This window comes from Rhodococcoides kroppenstedtii (assembly GCF_900111805.1).
In the GTDB taxonomy this organism is placed as follows: domain Bacteria; phylum Actinomycetota; class Actinomycetes; order Mycobacteriales; family Mycobacteriaceae; genus Rhodococcoides; species Rhodococcoides kroppenstedtii.
In genome coordinates this window covers 19,512-37,216 of record NZ_FOJN01000020.1, presented here as the reverse complement: position 1 = coordinate 37,216, position 17,705 = coordinate 19,512, and the positions used below count along the sequence as shown (strand labels likewise).

Here is a 17,705-nt window from a genome sequence, read left to right as displayed (position 1 = left end):
ATGGCAGAAGAGAAATGTCCGGAGAGGCGGACGCGACGGGGAACGGACGCTTCTCGTCGGACGGTGGGTTCGGCTGTAACACCGCGGTCCGACGCGGCGATGACGGCCGCCATTGTCCGTCGGGGCGACGCGAGAAATCGGCCGGAAGTGTTCGCGAACGGCGACCGGCCCGGGCCCCCGCTCCGCGTCCGACGATGACGATGTGGTCTCGGGGTGGTCTCGTGCGTTCACTCTCCTCGCCCGTCCCGGTTACTGTGACGCCCGAGGGTGCCCCGCATCGGCCTCGGCCGGTCGTCGGGGCGCCCACCGTGTCGTCGAAGGGAACACCGCCGCCGTGAAGGTTCGCACCGAGTCGTCCGTCTCCGCCGTCGTCGCGCGTACGCGGCGGTCGTTCGGTGTCCTCGCCGTGGCCGCCGCCGTGGCCTCGACCGCGGTCGTGAGCGCGGGTTCTGTTGCGGCGCAACCGGTCTCCGGCACATCCTCCGCGCCGACGACGGGCTTCGTCGGCGCCGACGGCAGCAGCGTGGTGTCGGTGACCCCCGCCGGTGGACAGCGTTACGACGTGGTCGTCCGGTCCGCCTCCATGGACCGCACCGTCGACCTGCAGGTGCTGCGGCCCGCGGACACGAGCGTCCCGCGCCCCACCTACTACCTGTTGAACGGCGCGAGCGGCGGTGAGGATCCGTCGTCCAACTGGCCCGACCAGACCGACGTGGTCCCGTTCTTCGCCGACAAGAACGTCAACGTCGTGATTCCGAAGGCCGGCGCCTTCAGCTATTACACGGATTGGCTCGCCGACGATCCGGAACTCGGCCGCAACAAGTGGGAGACGTTTCTCACGTCGGAGCTTCCGCCGTTGATGAACGCGGCCCTCGGAACCGACGGAACGCAGGCCGTCGGCGGAATCTCGATGGCCGCGAGCGCCGTCCTGATGTTGGCCGCGAACGCGCCCGGCTTCTATTCCTCCGTCACCTCGTTCAGTGGGTGCGCGAACACCTCGGACGATCTCGGTGCGGCCTACGTCAAGCTCGTCGTCGAGGCCCGCGGCGGCGGCGACACCGACAACATGTGGGGCCCCACCGGTGGGCCCGAGTGGCTCGCCAACGACGCCCTGCTCAACGCCGAGAAACTGCGGGGGACCCCGCTGTACCTCTCCACCGGCAACGGGCTGCCCGGATTCGACGACACCCTCGCGAGCGCCCGCATCGCCGGCGACGTCCCGGACCTGGTCAACCGCGTGATCGTCGGCGGCGGGATCGAGTCCATCACGGACCACTGCACCCGAGTGTTCGCCGGGCGCCTCGCCGAGCTCGGAATTCCGGCCACGGTCGACTTCCGGGGCCCCGGCACGCACTCCTGGGCGTACTGGCAGGAGGACCTGCACCGGTCCTGGCCGTTCACCGCGGCGTCGCTCGGGATCTGAGCGCGCACGGTTCTATTCGGGTGTGACCCACACCGATTATCTGGGTGTGACCCACACCGTGATGTCCGCGTGCACCACCTCGGCGCCCGACCGATCCGTCAGGTACACCGGGATCACAAGGTCGGTCCCCTCGGTGACGGCGGTGAAGTCGGGGAGCTCGTCCAGTTCGGCCCGCGCCGTCATGCCGGTCCGCCCCGCCGCGAGGTAGGACACCGTCATCCCCTTGGGGATCCATCGGTGCGTCGTCGGCACGGTCGCCTCGGCGAGCATGCCCATGGCCACTTCCGCGAGGTTGCAGGACGCGATGGCGTGGAAGGTGTGCAGATGGTTCTGCACGCCGAACCACTTCGGTGCCGTCACCACGCACCGGCCGGGTTCGAGCTCCCGCACGCGGGGGAGCACGGTGGCGAAGAACGGCACCCGCGCGCACATGCCGACGGAGAACAACGGGCTGCGCACGGGGCGCGGTAGACGCCTCCACAGGGCGTACGTACCGGTCGCGGTGGTCATGACCGCGGACCCTACTCGGGCGACGTCGTCCGATCCCGGACGAGTGTGACGGGGTCGATTTGAACTGAACCCCGTCCGTGGGTCATACTCGTCGGGTTGCCTTGACCGAGGCGATCGCTGTCGTGCGCCCCGTGCGTGCGCGGAGAGTCTCGGCAGAGCAGTAGAACAAGCAGTGAACCAAGCAGTGATCGCGCCGGCTCGATGGGCGCATCCGGTTCGCACGTGACTCGCCCATCCGGGAGACCGGACCGGGCAGAGGACTGGTCGGGATTGCGACACGCCCGACCGCGTGGACCGGAGATCCATGACAGATGAACAGCGGCAACGGTAGTCCAGGCCACGCCTCGCGTGCCCGCCAGCGGCTCCGCCACGTGATTCGTCATCGGATGTCGTCCGTCCCGTCAGGGGGCCGGGCGCGCACTGCCGGATCGACCGGGACTCGTTCCCGGCGAACCGAGAGAAGACCCACCGAGTTGGTTGACACCCGAGTCGGTCGACACCTACGGGCAAGGAAGAGGACATAAGCGTGGCGGGACAGAAGATCCGCATCAGGCTCAAGGCCTACGACCACGAAGCGATCGACGCGTCCGCGCGCAAGATCGTCGAGACGGTGACCCGTACCGGGGCCCGCGTGGTCGGACCTGTGCCGTTGCCCACCGAGAAGAACGTGTACTGCGTCATTCGTTCGCCGCACAAGTACAAGGATTCTCGCGAGCACTTCGAGATGCGTACTCACAAGCGACTCATCGACATTCTCGACCCGACGCCGAAGACCGTCGACGCACTCATGCGTATCGACCTGCCGGCCAGCGTCGACGTCAACATTCAGTGAGCGCGGAGACAACCATGACTGACAACAAGAACCGTCCGGCCAAGGGAATTCTGGGCACCAAGCTCGGTATGACCCAGGTCTTCGACGAGAACAACCGCGTCGTCCCGGTCACCGTCGTCAAGGCGGATCCGAACGTCGTGACCGCGATCCGCACCGAGGAGCGCGACGGCTACAGCGCCGTCCAGGTCGCCTTCGGCGCCATCGATCCCCGCAAGGTGAACAAGCCGGTCACCGGTCAGTTCGCCAAGGCCGGCGTCACGCCGCGCCGCCACCTCGCCGAGCTGCGCGTCGCCGACGCCGCCGCCTTCGAGGTCGGCCAGGAGCTCACCGCCGCCGAGTTCGAGGACGGCGCCTACGTCGACGTCACCGGCATCAGCAAGGGCAAGGGCTTCGCCGGCACGATGAAGCGCCACGGCTTCGCCGGCCAGGGCGCCAGCCACGGCGCGCAGGCCGTGCACCGTCGCCCCGGTTCCATCGGTGGTTGCGCCACCCCCGGTCGCGTGTTCAAGGGCATGCGCATGTCGGGTCGGATGGGTAGCGACCGCGTCACGACGCAGAACCTCTCGGTCCACAAGGTGGACGCCGAGAACGGCCTGCTGCTGATCAAGGGTGCGATCCCGGGCCGCAAGGGCGGCGTCGTGATCGTCAAGAGCGCAGTGAAGGGTGGTGCGCGAGCATGACCAGTCTCGAGAAGAGCGGCACGACGCTGTCTCTCGACGTCAAGGAAGCCGGCGGCAAGACCAATGGCACCGTCGATCTCCCCGCCGAGATCTTCGACCGCACCGCGAACATCGCGCTGATGCACCAGGTCGTCGTCGCGCAGCTCGCGGCCGCACGCCAGGGCACGCACGCGACGAAGACGCGCGGCGACGTCCGCGGCGGCGGCAAGAAGCCGTACCGCCAGAAAGGCACCGGCCGCGCACGCCAGGGTTCGACCCGCGCTCCGCAGTTCGTCGGCGGTGGCACGGTCCACGGCCCGCAGCCGCGCGACTACAGCCAGCGCACCCCCAAGAAGATGAAGGCCGCCGCCCTGCGCGGAGCCCTCTCCGACCGGGCGCGCAGCGAGCGCATCCACGTGATCACCGAGCTGGTCGCAGGCCAGGTGCCGTCCACCAAGGGCGCGCGTTCCTTCCTCGCCGAGCTCACCGATCGCAAGAAGGTCCTGCTGGTCATCGGCCGCGCGGACCTCGCTGCCTGGAAGTCGGTGCAGAACCTCGACGGTGTGCACCCCATCGCCCCCGACCAGCTGAACACCTACGACGTCCTCGAGAGCGACGACGTGGTCTTCACGGTCGAGGCGCTGAACACCTTCATCGCAGGTCCGGCTCGCTCGGCGACTGCGGAAGCACAGGAGGACGACAAGTGAGCACCATCGCGGACCCCCGCGACATCCTGCTGGCGCCGGTCATCTCGGAGAAGTCCTACGGCCTGATCGAGCAGGGGACCTACACGTTCATCGTGCACCCCGACTCGAACAAGACGCAGATCAAGATCGCCGTGGAGAAGATCTTCGGCGTGACCGTGACCAGCGTCAACACCGCCAACCGGCAGGGTAAGCGTAAGCGGACCCGATTCGGCTACGGCACGCGCAAGTCCACCAAGCGCGCGCTCGTGACCCTCTCGGCCGACAGCAAGCCCATCGAGATCTTCGGAGGCCCGGTCGCGTAAGCGGCCGGAGCTCACGAGGGTCCTCGAGGATCAAGGGACGAGACAAACATGGCAATTCGCAAGTACAAGCCGACCACTCCCGGTCGTCGCGGCGCGAGTGTCTCCGATTTCGCGGAGATCACGCGCTCGACACCGGAGAAGTCGCTCATCCGCCCGCTGCACGGCCGCGGAGGCCGCAACGCCCATGGCCGCATCACCACCCGTCACAAGGGTGGCGGCCACAAGCGCGCCTACCGTCTGATCGACTTCCGTCGCAACGACAAGGACGGCGTGCCGGCCAAGGTCGCTCACATCGAGTACGACCCCAACCGCACCGCCAACATCGCGCTGCTGCATTACGCCGACGGCGAGAAGCGCTACATCATCGCGCCGAAGGGCATCTCGCAGGGTTCGCCCATCGAGTCCGGTGCGACCGCGGACATCAAGCCCGGTAACAACCTGCCGCTGCGCAACATCCCGACGGGTACCACCATCCACGCGGTGGAGCTGCGTCCCGGCGGCGGAGCCAAGATGGCCCGCTCCGCCGGCGCCGGAATCCAGCTCCTCGGCAAGGAAGGCCCCTACGCCACGCTGCGTATGCCCTCCGGTGAGATCCGCCGCGTCGACGTGCGCTGCCGCGCCACCGTCGGCGAGGTCGGCAACGCCGAGCAGTCCAACATCAACTGGGGCAAGGCCGGCCGCATGCGCTGGAAGGGCAAGCGCCCCACGGTCCGCGGTGTCGTCATGAACCCGGTCGACCACCCGCACGGTGGTGGTGAGGGCAAGACCTCCGGTGGTCGCCACCCGGTCAGCCCCTGGGGACAGCCGGAAGGCCGTACCCGCAAGAACAAGCCGTCCGATCAGCTGATCGTCCGCCGCCGCCGCACCGGCAAGAAGCGCTAGGGAGGAGTTAGAGAATGCCACGCAGCCTCAAGAAAGGCCCGTTCGTCGACGACCACCTCCTGAAGAAGGTGGACGCGCAGAACGAGAAGGGCACCAAGCAGGTCATCAAGACCTGGTCGCGCCGCTCGACCATCACCCCCGATTTCATCGGACACACCTTCGCCGTCCACGACGGTCGCAAGCACGTCCCGGTGTTCGTCTCGGATGCCATGGTCGGACACAAGCTCGGTGAGTTCGCGCCGACGCGCACGTTCAAGGGACACATCAAGGACGACCGGAAGGCGAAGAGGCGATGAGCATCTCCCGTTCTGGGATTGTCGCGACCGACAACCCGACCGCTCGCGCGACGGCCAAGCACGTCCGCGTCACCCCGATGAAGGCGCGTCGCGTCGTCGACCTGGTCCGTGGACGCAGCGTCGAGGATGCGCTGAACATCCTGAAGTTCGCGCCGCAGGCCGCGAGCGAGCCGGTGGCCAAGGTCGTCGCCAGTGCCGCAGCCAACGCCGAGAACAACCTCGACCTCGACCCCAGCACGCTGGTCGTGGCCGCGGCGTTCGTCGACGAGGGCGCGACGCTCAAGCGATTCCAGCCCCGCGCCCAGGGTCGCGCGTTCCGCATCCGCAAGCGCACATCGCACATCACGGTCATCGTGGAGAGCCTGCCCAAGACCGGCGGCTCGGCACGTGGTCGCCGGAAGGGAGCTCAGTAGTGGGCCAGAAGATCAACCCGCACGGCTTCCGCCTCGGCATCACGACCGAGTGGAAGTCGCGCTGGTACGCAGACAAGCAGTACTCGGAGTACGTCAAGGAAGACGTCGCGATCCGCAAGCTCCTCGCCACGGGCATGGAGCGGGCCGGCATCGCGAAGGTCGAGATCGAGCGCACGCGTGACCGCGTTCGCGTCGACATCCACACCGCGCGTCCGGGCATCGTCATCGGTCGCCGCGGCGCCGAGGCCGACCGCATCCGTTCCGAGCTCGAGAAGCTGACCGGCAAGCAGGTCCAGCTGAACATCCTCGAGGTCAAGAACGCCGAGTCCGAGGCTCAGCTCGTGGCTCAGGGTGTGGCCGAGCAGCTCAGCAACCGCGTCGCCTTCCGTCGTGCGATGCGCAAGGCCATCCAGTCGGCCATGCGTCAGCCGAACGTCAAGGGCATTCGCGTTCAGTGCTCCGGCCGCCTCGGCGGCGCGGAGATGAGCCGCTCCGAGTTCTACCGCGAGGGTCGCGTTCCGCTGCACACGCTGCGTGCGGACATCGACTACGGCCTCTACGAGGCGAAGACCACCTTCGGTCGCATCGGCGTGAAGGTCTGGATTTACAAGGGCGACATCGTCGGTGGACGTCGTGAGGTCGCAGCCGCGGCCGCACCCGCCGACCGTCCCCGCCGCGAGCGTCCGTCTCGTCCGCGTCGCAGCGGTGCCTCGGGCACCACGGCGACCAGCACCGAGGCCGGCCGCGCCGCGACCGCAACCGCTGATGCACCCGCTACGACCGAGCAGAAGGAGGGCTGACGCATGTTGATCCCCCGTCGGGTCAAGCACCGCAAGCAGCACCACCCCAAGCGTTCGGGTGCCGCCAAGGGCGGGACTCAGGTGACCTTCGGTGACTACGGCATCCAGGCTCTCGGGCCGGCCTACGTCACCAACCGTCAGATCGAGGCGGCTCGTATCGCCGTCACCCGCCACATCAAGCGTGGCGGCAAGGTCTGGATCAACATCTACCCGGACCGCCCGCTCACCAAGAAGCCGGCCGAGACCCGCATGGGTTCCGGTAAGGGTTCGCCGGAGTGGTGGGTCGCCAACGTCAAGCCCGGTCGCGTGCTCTTCGAGCTCAGCTACCCGGACGAGGCCATCGCCCGCGAGGCGCTGACCCGCGCGATCCACAAGCTGCCCATGAAGGCACGCATCGTCACGAGGGAGGTTCAGTTCTGATGGCTACCGGTACCCCGGCTGCCGAGCTCCGCGAGCTCGGTGACGAAGAACTGATCGACCGCCTTCGTGAGTCGAAGGAGGAGCTGTTCAACCTCCGCTTCCAGATGGCCACCGGTCAGCTGGACAACAACCGTCGACTGCGCGTCGTCCGCCACGAGATCGCGCGCATCTACACCGTCATGCGTGAGCGTGAGCTCGGGCTGGCCAGCGGTCCGTCCGAGGACACGGCAGGTGACGCAGCGTGAGCGAGGAAGCAGTGACTGAAGAGACCCGCAACAGCCGGAAGACGCGTATCGGCTACGTCGTCTCCGACAAGATGCAGAAGACGATCGTCGTCGAGCTCGAGGACCGTGTGAAGCACGCCCTCTACGGCAAGATCATCCGACGCACCACCAAGGTCAAGGCCCACGACGAGAACGGGATCGCCGGCGTCGGCGACCGCGTTCAGCTCATGGAGACCCGCCCCCTGTCCGCCACGAAGCACTGGCGACTGGTCGAGGTCCTCGAGAAGGCCAAGTAAGACCTGCACCGCCGCGAACGGCCCCGCACTCCTGGTGAGTGCGGGGCCGTTCACGTTGGTCGTCAGGCCTCGAGATCGGACGTCGGGTGCGTTGCCGTGCCCGCCCGCTCCCGCCGATGGGCCTGGTAGTCCCGCAGTTCACGTCGTACCACGGGCAGCAACAGGTAGAGCCCGATGATGTTGACGAAGGCGAGGGCGAACAGTGCGGCGTCGGCGAAGTCGAGCACCGCGCCGAGCGACAGCACTGTGCCGACGACGGTGAACATGCAGAACATCACGTTGAACGACTGCCGGGCAATCGCGCTGCGTCCGAACAGCGACTGCCAGGCCTGCGATCCGTAGTAGGCCCACGTGATGGCAGTGGACAGGGCGAACAGGGCCACCGCCACCGTGAGGATGTACGGGAACCACGGCAGGACGGTCGCGAAGGCGTCGGAGGTCAGAGTGACCCCGCCCGCGGGAAGTTCGCCCGTCTCGGCCACCACGGCCCGCTGATCCTGCCAGGTCGCCGTGTTGGCGATGACGATGGTCAGGGCGGTGGCGGTGCAGATGACGACGGTGTCGATGAACGGCTCGAGCATGGCGACGAAGCCCTCGGTCACGGGATGGCGTGTCTTGACCGCGGAGTGGGCGATGGCCGCGGATCCGAGCCCCGCCTCGTTCGAGAACGCGGCCCGTTGGATGCCGATGATCATCACGCCGAGCACCCCACCGGTGACGCCCTCCGGCGAGAACGCGCCGTCGACGATCGCGGTGATCGCGCCGGGCACCTGCTCGACGTTGACGGCGATGACGACGAGGCAGGCGACGACGTAGACGATCGCCATGGTGGGAACGAGGCGAGCGGTGACCGCGGAAATGGACTTCATCCCGCCGATGATGACCAGGCCGATCACCACGGCGACGACGACACCGAAGGCGAACTTCGCCGCGTCCGAGCCCAGGAATCCGTCGTCGCCACCCGTGACGCTCCGAACCTGCGCGTACGTCTGGTTGGCCTGGAACATGTTCCCACCCGAGAGAGCGAAGAACAGGATGATGACGGCGTAGACGGCAGCCATCGCCTTCCCGAGTCCGCCCAGTCCGCGCTCGGCGAGGCCCTTCGTCAGATACTTCATGGGCCCGCCGGACACCGTGCCGTCCGCGTGCACGTCCCGGTACTTGACGCCGAGGGTGCATTCGACGAACTTCGTCGCCATTCCGAGGAAGCCGGCGAGGATCATCCATAGCGTGGCGCCGGGGCCGCCCAGCGTGACCGCGACGGCCACACCCGCGATGTTGCCGAGGCCGACCGTGCCGGACACGGCCGCCGTGAGGGCACGAAAGTGGCTGACCTCGCCGGGCGCGTCCGGATCGTCGTGCTCGCCGCGCACCAACTCGACCGCGTGTTTGACCCCTCTGACCTGCAGGAGCTTGAAGGTGACGGTGAAAATCACGGCGGCGGCGAGTAGCCACAACACCACGATGGGAACGTCGGCACCCCCGAGCGGCACGGCGTAGAAGATGACGGCCGTGACGGCAGTGGTGATCGGCTCGAAGGCCCCGTTGATGGCGCTCTCGATCGACGACAGGGTTCCCCCGTCGGCGGCGAGCAGCGTGGGTGGAGGAGTCATCCGCCCATTCCACACGGGTTACGGCTCTTCCACCGTCCGAATCGTCCGTTTCGGGGACACCGGCTCCGCCTCGGTCAGACCAGACGCTTCTCCGGGCTGACGGTCTTGGCCGGGTCCGTCTCGACGATGTCGCCGAGGGCCTCGTCGATCCGCGCGAGCACGTCGGCCTCGAGGGTGACGCCGGCGGCCTTGACGTTGTCCGCGATCTGCTCCGGGCGGGAGGCGCCCACGAGGGCCGCGGCGACGTTGTCGTTCGCCAGCACCCAGGCGATGGCGAGCTGCGACATCGACAGGCCCAGATCGTCGGCGATCGGCTTCAGCTTCTGCACGCGGGTGAGGGTCTCGTCGTTCATGTACCGCGAGATCATGTCCGCGCCGCCCTTGTCGTCCGTGGCCCGCGATCCCTCGGGGAGCGGCTGGCCGGGCACGTACTTCCCTGTCAGCACGCCCTGCGCCAGCGGGGACCAGACCACCTGCGAGATGCCGAGCTCCCTCGACGCCGGAACCACCTCGGCCTCGATGACGCGCCAGAGGGCGGAGTACTGCGGCTGGTTCGACACGATGGAGAAGCCGCGCTGTCGAGCCAGGCTCTGCGCCTCACGCAGCTGGTCGGCCGTCCACTCCGAGACGCCGATGTAGAGGGCCTTGCCTTGCTGCACGACGTCACCGAAGGCCGCGATGGTCTCCTCGAGTGGCGTCTCGTAGTCGAAGCGGTGTGCCTGGTAGAGGTCGACGTAGTCCGTGCCGAGTCGGCGGAGCGAGTTGTCGATGCCCTCGCGGATGTGCTTGCGCGAGAGGCCGGTGTCGTTGGGACCCTTCGGGCCGACGGGGAAGTAGACCTTGGTGAAGATCTCGAGGCTTTCCCGGCGCTCGCCCGCGACGGCCTTGCCCAGCACTTCCTCTGCGGCGCCGTTCGCGTAGACGTCGGCGGTGTCGAACGTGGTGATACCCGCGTCGAGCGCCGCCTTCACGCACGCGGTGGCGACGTCGTTCTCCACCTGCGAGCCGTGCGTCAGCCAGTTGCCGTAGGTGATCTCGGAGACCTTGAGTCCACTGTTGCCCAGAAATCGATAAGCCATGGCAACCAAGTTACGCGCGACGCCGCGGCGCCCTCGCCGTCAGTCGCGCGCCAGCGCGAGGACCTCCTCTTCCGTGGGCGGGCTCTTGGGGTGGTAGGTCAGGCACAGCGGGGTGGCGGTGCGACGGAACTCGGCGCCCTCGACCGCCGCGTAGAACTGCCCGGCCGGCAGCCGACCGACGTCCGGAACCGACCCGCCCTTGGCTCGCGCCATCTCCTGCGCGGCGGTGATCTGCGCGGGGCTGTTCAGGAGGCCGTAGAACTGGGTGGCCGCGTTGCCGGCGATGCGGTTGTGCAGACCCTTCGGCGCCTGCGTGGCGAAGACCAGGCCCAGACCGTACTTGCGGGCCTGCGACGCGAGGGCCAGGGTGCTGTGCGTCGCGGGGGTGTAGCGGTCGGACGGTGCGTAGTTCTGGGCCTCGTCCATCACGAACAGCCCGCCGAGCGGCCGGTCACCGGCGGGGTTCTTCTTGATCCACGCGAACAGGCCCATCTGCAGTTGGTTCACGAAGCTCTGCTTCTGGTCTTCGGTGGTGAGCCCGGCCAGGTTGATCACCGAGACGCGGGCCTTCTTGCCCTCGGCCGGGGTCAGCAGGACCCCCGGATCGACGGGTGTCCCGCTCCCGGCGAAGAGCGGGTCGTTGGTCATGGCGGCCTTGAGATTCTCGGCGAGATCCGCGGCAATGCGCGTCGCGTCGCGCATCTCGCTGACGTCGTCGGGCAGGTTCTCGAGCAGCTCGACGAAGTCCGCGAGCGACCCGCCCTGCGCGCGACGTCCGAAGCCGTCGAGCGCCGACTTCAGAACGGCCTGGCGGTGCTTGGCCTTCTCGGTGGTGCCGACGGCGGACGCAGCGGGAGCGAGAGCGGCGAGCGCCGACTCGACGGACGCGTCGAACTCGTCGCGGTCACCGACGACGCTGGCGAAGTCCGGCAACGGCTGAAAACTCAGCGGACGTCCCGACGACTTCCGCGGCGTCCAGACGACGACGTCGGTGTCGCGTAGGTAGGCCGTCGCCTTGGCCTCGTCGCCGGGCGGCCAGGTCCGTTCGTCGTCGGGCCATGGCGTGCCCAAGCGGGCGAGGTCGTTGTTGATGTCGAGCACGATGGCCGAAACGCCCTGCAGCGCACACTCTTCGACGAGTCGACGAATCAACACCGTCTTGCCGGATCCGGATCCGGCGAAGATCGCGGTGTGCTTGCGCAGCGCCTCGAGCGGGATGCGGACCTCGGCGTTGGTGCTCAGCTCCGTCCCGATCTCGATCTCGGGCCGACGCGCCGGGCGGCTGGTGATCGGCTCCGGCTCGATCAGGGCTCGCTCGTCGTCGACCACGCTGACCTCGGGCAGGGTCTTGCGGAACAGCTCGATCTCGTGCGCCGGCTTCCGGGACAACAGCCACGAGGTGAGGGCAGGGGAGTTCTCGTCGAGCAGTCGGCCCAGCGCCGTGAGGGCGCGTCGGTCGGGGTCCGTGAGTTCGACCTCGACAGCTCCGGCTCGGCGAACCGCCGCGACGATCTGCTCGGTCTTGACCCCCTTCGGCCATGCCGTGTTGCGAATGAGGATCAGCCTCCGCCGCGGCATGTCGATGTGCAGGCCGGCCGCGGTCACTGCCCGCTCGATGCGAGCCTGCGCAGCCCGGGAGTTCGGTGAGGTGATGGCACGGAAGCACCAGTGCTCCTCGTCGTCGGTGTCCGTGTCGACGGTGTGGCGCAGCCGTGCGTGCAGTGCTGCCCGACCGCTGGGCGGCGGGTCTTGCGCGAGGCTGTCGTCGGAGGACTGGTGCTCGTGGATCCAGGCCGTCAGGCCCGCGGCGAGCAGGCTGGGGACCAGCACGTCCTCGGTGGTGGGGGAGAGGGCGACGCCGATGTCCGCGTCGGCGATCAGCGCGGCGTACCGCTCGTCGAGGGCGGCCAGCTCGTCCTGCTTGATCTCGACCGTCGCGCCGCCCGTCCCGTCGCCCTTGTCCCGGAAATCCGTCAGCTCGGCGGCCACTCCGCTGTCCAGGCAGCGTCGGATGTGTCGGTCGACGGCGATGAGCAGCTGCCGTGGGGTGAAGTCCGGAGCCTGCTCGAAGGCTTCCGCCGACACCGGCCACGTCTCGTGGGGCGGGACGAAACCGACGTCGCGGAAGCAGGCGTTCAGACGTCGTCCGAGCAGCAGCCGACCGATGTCCGACGACGGGATGCGCTCGAGGTCGGTCGTCACACGGAAGCGGTCCTTGACCGGCGCCGTGCCCCTGGCCTCGATGAGGTCCCAGGCACTGGACAGGGCGGACAGGACCGATGCCGTGCGCGGCAGCGTCTCGCGCAGCGACATCAACCCGTGGGCCAGCTGTTCGACGACCTTGTCCTCGCGGGCGTCCGCGAACTCCTGATCCGACCCCGTTCGCGCCTGCGCGACGAGGGTGTCGATCTGATCGATGGCGAGCACCGTCGGACCGGTGATGGCGAGCAACCGCGAGATGTTCTCGGCGATGCCCTGGTGACCCAGCTCGGCGCGCACGATCCCCCAGGCGCGGAACTCCTCCGGATCGACGTCGTCGATCGACTGCAGGTACGCGTCGCCGATGTCCTGCACGCCGGTGTCCGGGGCGACCGACAGCACCAACGACCGCAACGTGTGCTGGGAGGTACGCCGGTGCCGCGGGTGCACCTTGTAGACCGCCGCGACGAACGTGTTCAAGGCGTCGACGTCGATCATCGTCTCGCCCATCACCTGCGCACGGACGGTCTCGTCGACACCGCCCACCTCGCACAAGCGGCGCAGCATCAGCGCGAGCTGACTGTCGTCCCCGCGCCCCGACGGGCGGGTGAGGTCGTCGAGCATCCCCATCAGCACCGACCGCCAGAAACCCGCGGCGTCGAGCAGCCGGATGAGGAAGAAGTAGCCGCCCCGCTCCTGGATCTCCTCGCGCACCTGGCCGAGCAGGTGGGTCTTGCCCGACCCGGCCGGCCCGCGCACGACGACGCCCAGCGGGCTCGCGTCGTCCGACTTCTCAGCGTCGGTGTAGGCCGCCATGACGTCGGCGTACACGCGGTCGTGCAGCCCGGCGACGTGGACGTCGGACTGGGATCGCCACACGTCGTCGGGTGTCGGTGCCCAGCTCAGGCGCACCGACTCGAGGGCGCGGATACGGTCGTCTGCAGTGCTCATGGAAGTACCCATCACGAGGTGATCGTCAGCAGGTGGTTGCGCTGGTTCCCGACGGTCACCGCAGCGGCACGGTCGTCGTCGGACAACGTCTTCTGGTTCTCTTCGGGGATCAACGAGACGCCCGGTTTCCGCTGCAGCGCCACGAGCGCGTCGTCGAGGCGGTCGCGCGGGACGTCGGACAGGGCGGGACGCAGCCTGGTCAGCCGCACCCGCGCCCCCGGCTCGCGGGCGAGGTCCGCGTACGCGCGCCGGATGCGGGTCTCGAGGTCCGGTCCGGCGTCGGCGCTCTCCTGCTCGCGCACCGCCCGCGGGACGACGGCGTTCGCCGGCGTGGGCAGCGGCTCGATCTCGGCCGGCGTGTCACGGGGGAAGAAGACCTCGGCGGGGCGGACGTCGTCTCGGTGGAACCAGCGGCCGAGGCCCGCGAGGACGGTGTAGAGCGCCTTGCCGGGGCCCGTGGCGCCCTTCGGAGGTTCCGACCCCATGAGGTCGGCGCAGAACTTCCAACCTCTGTCCGTGAGCTCGATGGACATCGGGTTTCGTCCGCTCACCTCGATGAGACCCATACCGACGAGTTTCTGCCTCGGCTTGGCGTCCAGTTTCGGTCCCAGCACGGCCAGCTCCGGATTGCGCACCGCGCGCGCCTCCGCCATCAGCACCATGAGCACGGCGACCTCGGTCCCGGTCAAGTCGGTCGTGCTCACGTGTCAGTCCCCTTCGCGCGTCGTCGCTGCAGTGCCTGTTCGATGGTCGTCACGACTCTCTCGTGGTCGGTGAGCACGTCCTCGTTGGTGAAGCGCAGCACCATCCAGCCGCGGGTCTGCAGCAGGTTGTCCCGCGACCGATCGTCCGAGAACCGTTGTCGCGACCGGTGTTCGGGGCCGTCGATCTCGACGGCGATCTTCTCCCGCTTCCACACGACGTCGACGGTGAACGGTCGGCCGAGCTCGGACGGGCGCACCACCTGGTTGTGCCCTCGGCCCGTCGCCCACTCCCGCGTCGACAGCAGTGTGTGGAGACGCTCCTCTGCGGCGCTCGCGGCGTGCGGATGCCCGACGACGGGCGGGTAGCTGCCGGGGCGGAACCGATCGACGATCGTGGCGACGTCGCTCGGCGCCGCGGGGACGTCGACCCGGTACGTCGGAAATCGGTCCACGGACTCTGCGCCGTCACCGGTCAGCCAGACCCCGACACCGGCCCGGCACAGCCATTCCGCGGCGGCCGCGACGTCCCGCGCGGGCGCACCGGCGGGAACGTCGACGACGAGGACCGCGGTGTCCCGGCCGTGCGCCTGCGCGACGACGCGGGCGGCGCCGGTCAGCCGGGTTTCGCGGGAGAACGTGTCGGTCCGCGGGGTGCGGGCCAATGCGCGGGCCGCGGCCAGGTGCGCGAGGTAGGGCCCGAAGTGCTCGCTCGATCGAGCCGTCTCGACGGCGCGCGCACGGGCGGCGCTCCGGGCGAGCGACGAGCGGTCCGCGGGGGAGTCGCTGCCGGGCACGCAGAGGGGGATCAGCTCGATCGCGGCCTGCTCGACGGCCGCGACCACCGCGTCGGTGAGCGTCGCCGCAGTGGCCGCCGCTGCGTCGTCGGCACGGAAGAAGAGTGGCGCCGCGGTGTCGGCGGGCAGCGGGTCGACGTGGTCGGCGAGATCGCGCAGCGATGCCCCCTCGACACGCACGACGCGGTCCAGCGGCAGGGTGCGCCACCACGCCGGCGTGACGGTGGAACCGGCACGAGTCATCCCGCCCTCACCGCCCCGTGGGGCTGTAGCGGTCGCGCCGACGGTTCCCATCCCCGAAACCGTACCCGGGGACCGGAACGGGTGTCGTTCGGGTCGGGTCGCCGCAGGCCATTCAGCGTGCCGCGAGCCGGTCGGAGTCGGGCCACCAGCGAGCGCCCTCGACGTCGACGATGCCGCGACGCAGCGGGGTGCGTTCGAGATGCCAGTGCTCCTGAGCGTCGATCACCAGGTGGGCGGGCAACGTCCCGTTCGCGCGCACGACGCGCCACCACGCGACGGCCGCGCCCTCGCGCGCCATCACTCCGCCGACCCCGCGCGGACCGCCCTGCTGCAGGAACTCCGCGATGTCGCCGTAGGTCATCACGCGCCCGACCGGAATGCGCTCGACCACGCTCAGCACCCGCTCCGCGAACTCCTCCTGTGCCTCGCTCATCGTCGGTGGGCCTCACCGGCCGAGCAGGCCACCGAGAGCGCCGCCCACACCGGCCTGCTGGCCACCGCCGGTGCCCGCGATCAGTCCCCCCGGCGGCAGTTCCGACGGCTGGACCACGACGAAGCCCTGTCCCGAGAACTGCAGCGTGAAGCGCTCTCCCGTGCTGCGGCCGATGAGCGTGCCGAAGTTCAGCTGGTCGTTGCTCTTCACCGACGTCTGCAGGCTCGACGACCACGCCACCGCCGCCTGCGGATCGGCGAACGTCGGCTGGTCCACGGTCAGCACCACCGGCTGGCCGTCCGTGGTGATCGCGATGCGCCCGCGACCGGTGAAGACGCAGTTGAACAGACCGGCGTTGGAGCTGGCGGCCGCGCCCTGGACCCGACCGATGCGATAGGAGAGCGAGGTGTCGAACGCGAGCACGTTGGACCCGTCGATGGTGAGGCCGTCGCTGCCGTCGAGGTCGATGATGTGGACGTCCTGCGCGGCATTGGCCAGGAACAGGTCGCCGCGGCCGCTCACCTTCATGAGCGGGACACCCTCACCGGTGACGGTGCGGCGGATCATGTTCCCGATGCCGCCCGAGCCCTGCGCCTCGAACCGCAGATCGCCCTGGTAGGCAACCATCGAGCCGGATCGCGCCATCACCTCGCCGTTCATGGCGACGCGGGCCATCTTGCTGCCCTGTTTGAGGATGCCGTTGCCCTGCACCTCGGCGTTGGAGGGGGCGAACAGTTCGCTGCGCACGGCGAGACCTTCCTGACGGACCGGTGGGGTGGGCTGGGGGTGGGCGGCTTGCGAGGGGGTGGGCTGCGGGGGAGGCGCGGCCGCGGGCTGCGGGGGAGGCGCGGCCGTGGGCTGCGGGGGAGGCGCGGCCGCCGGCTCGTCCACGGTGATGCCGAACGCCGTCGCGATGCCGGCCAGGCCGTCGTCGTATCCCTGCCCGACGGCCCGCACCTTCCAGCCGTCGCCGCGTCGGTAGATCTCGACACCGACGACGGCGGTCTCGGTGGTCAGGCCCGTCATGGGGAAGTCGAGTTCGGACCCGACGGTGGCGCGCAGCGGCACCCCGCCGAACGTGGCCGGGCCGGATCCGTCGAGACTGGCGGTGATCGCGACGGTCTCGATCTCGGCGGGCACGCCCCGCGTGTCGACCGTGACGCCGTCGGGCGCGTAGCGCACGCCCGGCCCGACGGGGTTGTTGAAGAAGACGAGGTCCTGGTCCGAGCGCACGCGACCGGCGGCGGTGAGGAGCAGGGCGGAGACGTCCACGGCGGCACCGGTCACCGAGACGGTGATCGATCCGGACGCGTCGAGTGGGGCAGGGCGATTCTCTCCCCGGGCGAGGCTCTGCACGTCGGCCAGTGTGCCACCGGCCACCGACACTCGGCAGGGGTGCGCGCGACGCGATTCGGCCCGATTTGGTTCGTGTCGGCGCGTTCTTTACACTTGAGCGGTTGTCCGTGGTAGGCGCATGCGCCGGTCCGGGCGACACGACCGCGCGCGTCGGGTCGGTATCCGCCGCGCACGCACATCCAGGTCATCGAGGAGACCCATGATTCAGCAGGAGTCGCGGCTGCGCGTCGCCGACAACACGGGAGCCAAGGAAATCTTGTGCATCCGCGTTCTCGGTGGTTCGTCTCGCCGCTACGCCGGGATCGGCGACGTCATCGTCGCCACCGTCAAGGACGCGATCCCCGGCGGCAACATCAAGAAGGGCGAGGTCGTCAAGGCCGTCATCGTCCGCACCACGAAGGAACGGCGTCGTCCCGACGGCTCGTACATCAAGTTCGACGAGAACGCCGCCGTCCTGATCAAGCCGGACAACGATCCGCGCGGAACCCGCATCTTCGGCCCGGTCGGCCGCGAGCTGCGTGAGAAGAAGTTCATGCGCATCGTGTCGCTGGCTCCGGAGGTGTTGTGAG

21 protein-coding genes are annotated in these 17,705 nt (G+C 69.0%); 13 read left to right on the top strand and 8 right to left on the bottom strand.

Annotation, left to right across the window (positions count from 1 at the left end):
• The first annotated feature begins 334 nt into the window (after positions 1-334).
• Positions 335-1,423: an alpha/beta hydrolase gene (locus tag BMZ18_RS18140; protein WP_082895218.1), complete on the top strand. Its 1,089-nt coding sequence runs from the start codon at positions 335-337 to the stop codon at positions 1,421-1,423.
• A gap of 36 nt (positions 1,424-1,459) precedes the next feature.
• Here the strand turns inward: BMZ18_RS18140 and BMZ18_RS18135 are convergent, their stop codons facing one another.
• Complete coding sequence (locus tag BMZ18_RS18135; RefSeq protein WP_068099610.1) at positions 1,460-1,933, bottom strand: hotdog fold domain-containing protein; 474 nt, start codon at positions 1,931-1,933, stop codon at positions 1,460-1,462.
• 526 nt (positions 1,934-2,459) lie between these two features.
• On the opposite strand from BMZ18_RS18135, the gene rpsJ reads away from it, so the two are divergent.
• The 11 genes from rpsJ to rpsQ are packed head-to-tail and all read left to right on the top strand — an operon-like array spanning position 2,460 to position 7,764.
• Positions 2,460-2,765, top strand: a complete 306-nt coding sequence (gene rpsJ / locus BMZ18_RS18130) for a 30S ribosomal protein S10 (RefSeq protein WP_003938093.1) — start codon at positions 2,460-2,462, stop codon at positions 2,763-2,765.
• A gap of 14 nt (positions 2,766-2,779) precedes the next feature.
• On the top strand, positions 2,780-3,445 hold the full coding sequence (rplC, locus tag BMZ18_RS18125) for a 50S ribosomal protein L3 (protein ID WP_068099611.1): 666 nt from the start codon (positions 2,780-2,782) through the stop codon (positions 3,443-3,445).
• Positions 3,442-4,131, top strand: a complete 690-nt coding sequence (gene rplD, locus BMZ18_RS18120) for a 50S ribosomal protein L4 (protein WP_068365786.1) — start codon at positions 3,442-3,444, stop codon at positions 4,129-4,131. Before rplC ends, rplD begins: the two co-directional genes overlap by 4 nt.
• Positions 4,128-4,433: a 50S ribosomal protein L23 gene (gene rplW / locus BMZ18_RS18115; protein ID WP_068099613.1), complete on the top strand. Its 306-nt coding sequence runs from the start codon at positions 4,128-4,130 to the stop codon at positions 4,431-4,433. Before rplD ends, rplW begins: the two co-directional genes overlap by 4 nt.
• A 48-nt stretch (positions 4,434-4,481) precedes the next feature.
• Positions 4,482-5,315 carry a 50S ribosomal protein L2 gene (gene rplB / locus BMZ18_RS18110; RefSeq protein WP_068099614.1) on the top strand — a complete coding sequence of 278 codons (834 nt, stop codon included), beginning with the start codon at positions 4,482-4,484 and terminating at the stop codon, positions 5,313-5,315.
• Positions 5,316-5,329: 14 nt separating this feature from the next.
• Positions 5,330-5,611 (top strand): 30S ribosomal protein S19, encoded by a 282-nt coding sequence (rpsS, locus tag BMZ18_RS18105; protein WP_068099615.1) that lies wholly within the window; start codon positions 5,330-5,332, stop codon positions 5,609-5,611.
• The gene (gene rplV, locus BMZ18_RS18100) at positions 5,608-6,024 is read left to right on the top strand and encodes a 50S ribosomal protein L22 (RefSeq protein ID WP_068099616.1); all 417 of its coding nucleotides are present in this window, start codon (positions 5,608-5,610) and stop codon (positions 6,022-6,024) included. The genes rpsS and rplV overlap by 4 nt, the downstream gene beginning before the upstream one ends.
• The gene (gene rpsC / locus BMZ18_RS18095; RefSeq protein WP_068099617.1) at positions 6,024-6,824 is read left to right on the top strand and encodes a 30S ribosomal protein S3; all 801 of its coding nucleotides are present in this window, start codon (positions 6,024-6,026) and stop codon (positions 6,822-6,824) included. Before rplV ends, rpsC begins: the two co-directional genes overlap by 1 nt.
• A 3-nt stretch (positions 6,825-6,827) precedes the next feature.
• On the top strand, positions 6,828-7,244 hold the full coding sequence (gene rplP / locus BMZ18_RS18090) for a 50S ribosomal protein L16 (protein ID WP_068099618.1): 417 nt from the start codon (positions 6,828-6,830) through the stop codon (positions 7,242-7,244).
• On the top strand, positions 7,244-7,489 hold the full coding sequence (rpmC, locus tag BMZ18_RS18085) for a 50S ribosomal protein L29 (RefSeq protein ID WP_068099619.1): 246 nt from the start codon (positions 7,244-7,246) through the stop codon (positions 7,487-7,489). The genes rplP and rpmC overlap by 1 nt, the downstream gene beginning before the upstream one ends.
• Positions 7,486-7,764 carry a 30S ribosomal protein S17 gene (gene rpsQ, locus BMZ18_RS18080; RefSeq protein ID WP_068099620.1) on the top strand — a complete coding sequence of 93 codons (279 nt, stop codon included), beginning with the start codon at positions 7,486-7,488 and terminating at the stop codon, positions 7,762-7,764. Before rpmC ends, rpsQ begins: the two co-directional genes overlap by 4 nt.
• A 62-nt stretch (positions 7,765-7,826) precedes the next feature.
• Here the strand turns inward: rpsQ and BMZ18_RS18075 are convergent, their stop codons facing one another.
• From BMZ18_RS18075 to BMZ18_RS18045, 7 genes are all read right to left on the bottom strand, one after another.
• Positions 7,827-9,377 carry an alanine/glycine:cation symporter family protein gene (locus tag BMZ18_RS18075; protein WP_068365787.1) on the bottom strand — a complete coding sequence of 517 codons (1,551 nt, stop codon included), beginning with the start codon at positions 9,375-9,377 and terminating at the stop codon, positions 7,827-7,829.
• A 74-nt stretch (positions 9,378-9,451) separates the two neighbouring features.
• Positions 9,452-10,456 (bottom strand): aldo/keto reductase family protein, encoded by a 1,005-nt coding sequence (locus BMZ18_RS18070; RefSeq protein ID WP_068099622.1) that lies wholly within the window; start codon positions 10,454-10,456, stop codon positions 9,452-9,454.
• A gap of 39 nt (positions 10,457-10,495) precedes the next feature.
• Entirely contained in the window at positions 10,496-13,606 is a 3,111-nt protein-coding gene (locus BMZ18_RS18065) for a helicase HerA domain-containing protein (protein WP_068365788.1), read from the bottom strand.
• Between the two features lie 11 nt (positions 13,607-13,617).
• Entirely contained in the window at positions 13,618-14,310 is a 693-nt protein-coding gene (locus tag BMZ18_RS18060; protein ID WP_068365789.1) for a hypothetical protein, read from the bottom strand.
• Positions 14,307-15,347, bottom strand: a complete 1,041-nt coding sequence (locus tag BMZ18_RS18055; RefSeq protein WP_068365790.1) for an endonuclease domain-containing protein — start codon at positions 15,345-15,347, stop codon at positions 14,307-14,309. The genes BMZ18_RS18060 and BMZ18_RS18055 overlap by 4 nt, the downstream gene beginning before the upstream one ends.
• 112 nt (positions 15,348-15,459) lie before the next feature.
• Positions 15,460-15,780: an MGMT family protein gene (locus BMZ18_RS18050; protein WP_068365791.1), complete on the bottom strand. Its 321-nt coding sequence runs from the start codon at positions 15,778-15,780 to the stop codon at positions 15,460-15,462.
• Between the two features lie 12 nt (positions 15,781-15,792).
• The gene (locus BMZ18_RS18045; protein ID WP_074922365.1) at positions 15,793-17,145 is read right to left on the bottom strand and encodes an AIM24 family protein; all 1,353 of its coding nucleotides are present in this window, start codon (positions 17,143-17,145) and stop codon (positions 15,793-15,795) included.
• A 190-nt stretch (positions 17,146-17,335) separates the two neighbouring features.
• On the opposite strand from BMZ18_RS18045, the gene rplN reads away from it, so the two are divergent.
• A complete protein-coding gene (gene rplN / locus BMZ18_RS18040; protein ID WP_068099627.1) occupies positions 17,336-17,704 on the top strand; it encodes a 50S ribosomal protein L14 in 369 nt (122 codons plus the stop codon).
• Position 17,705: the final 1 nt, after the last annotated feature.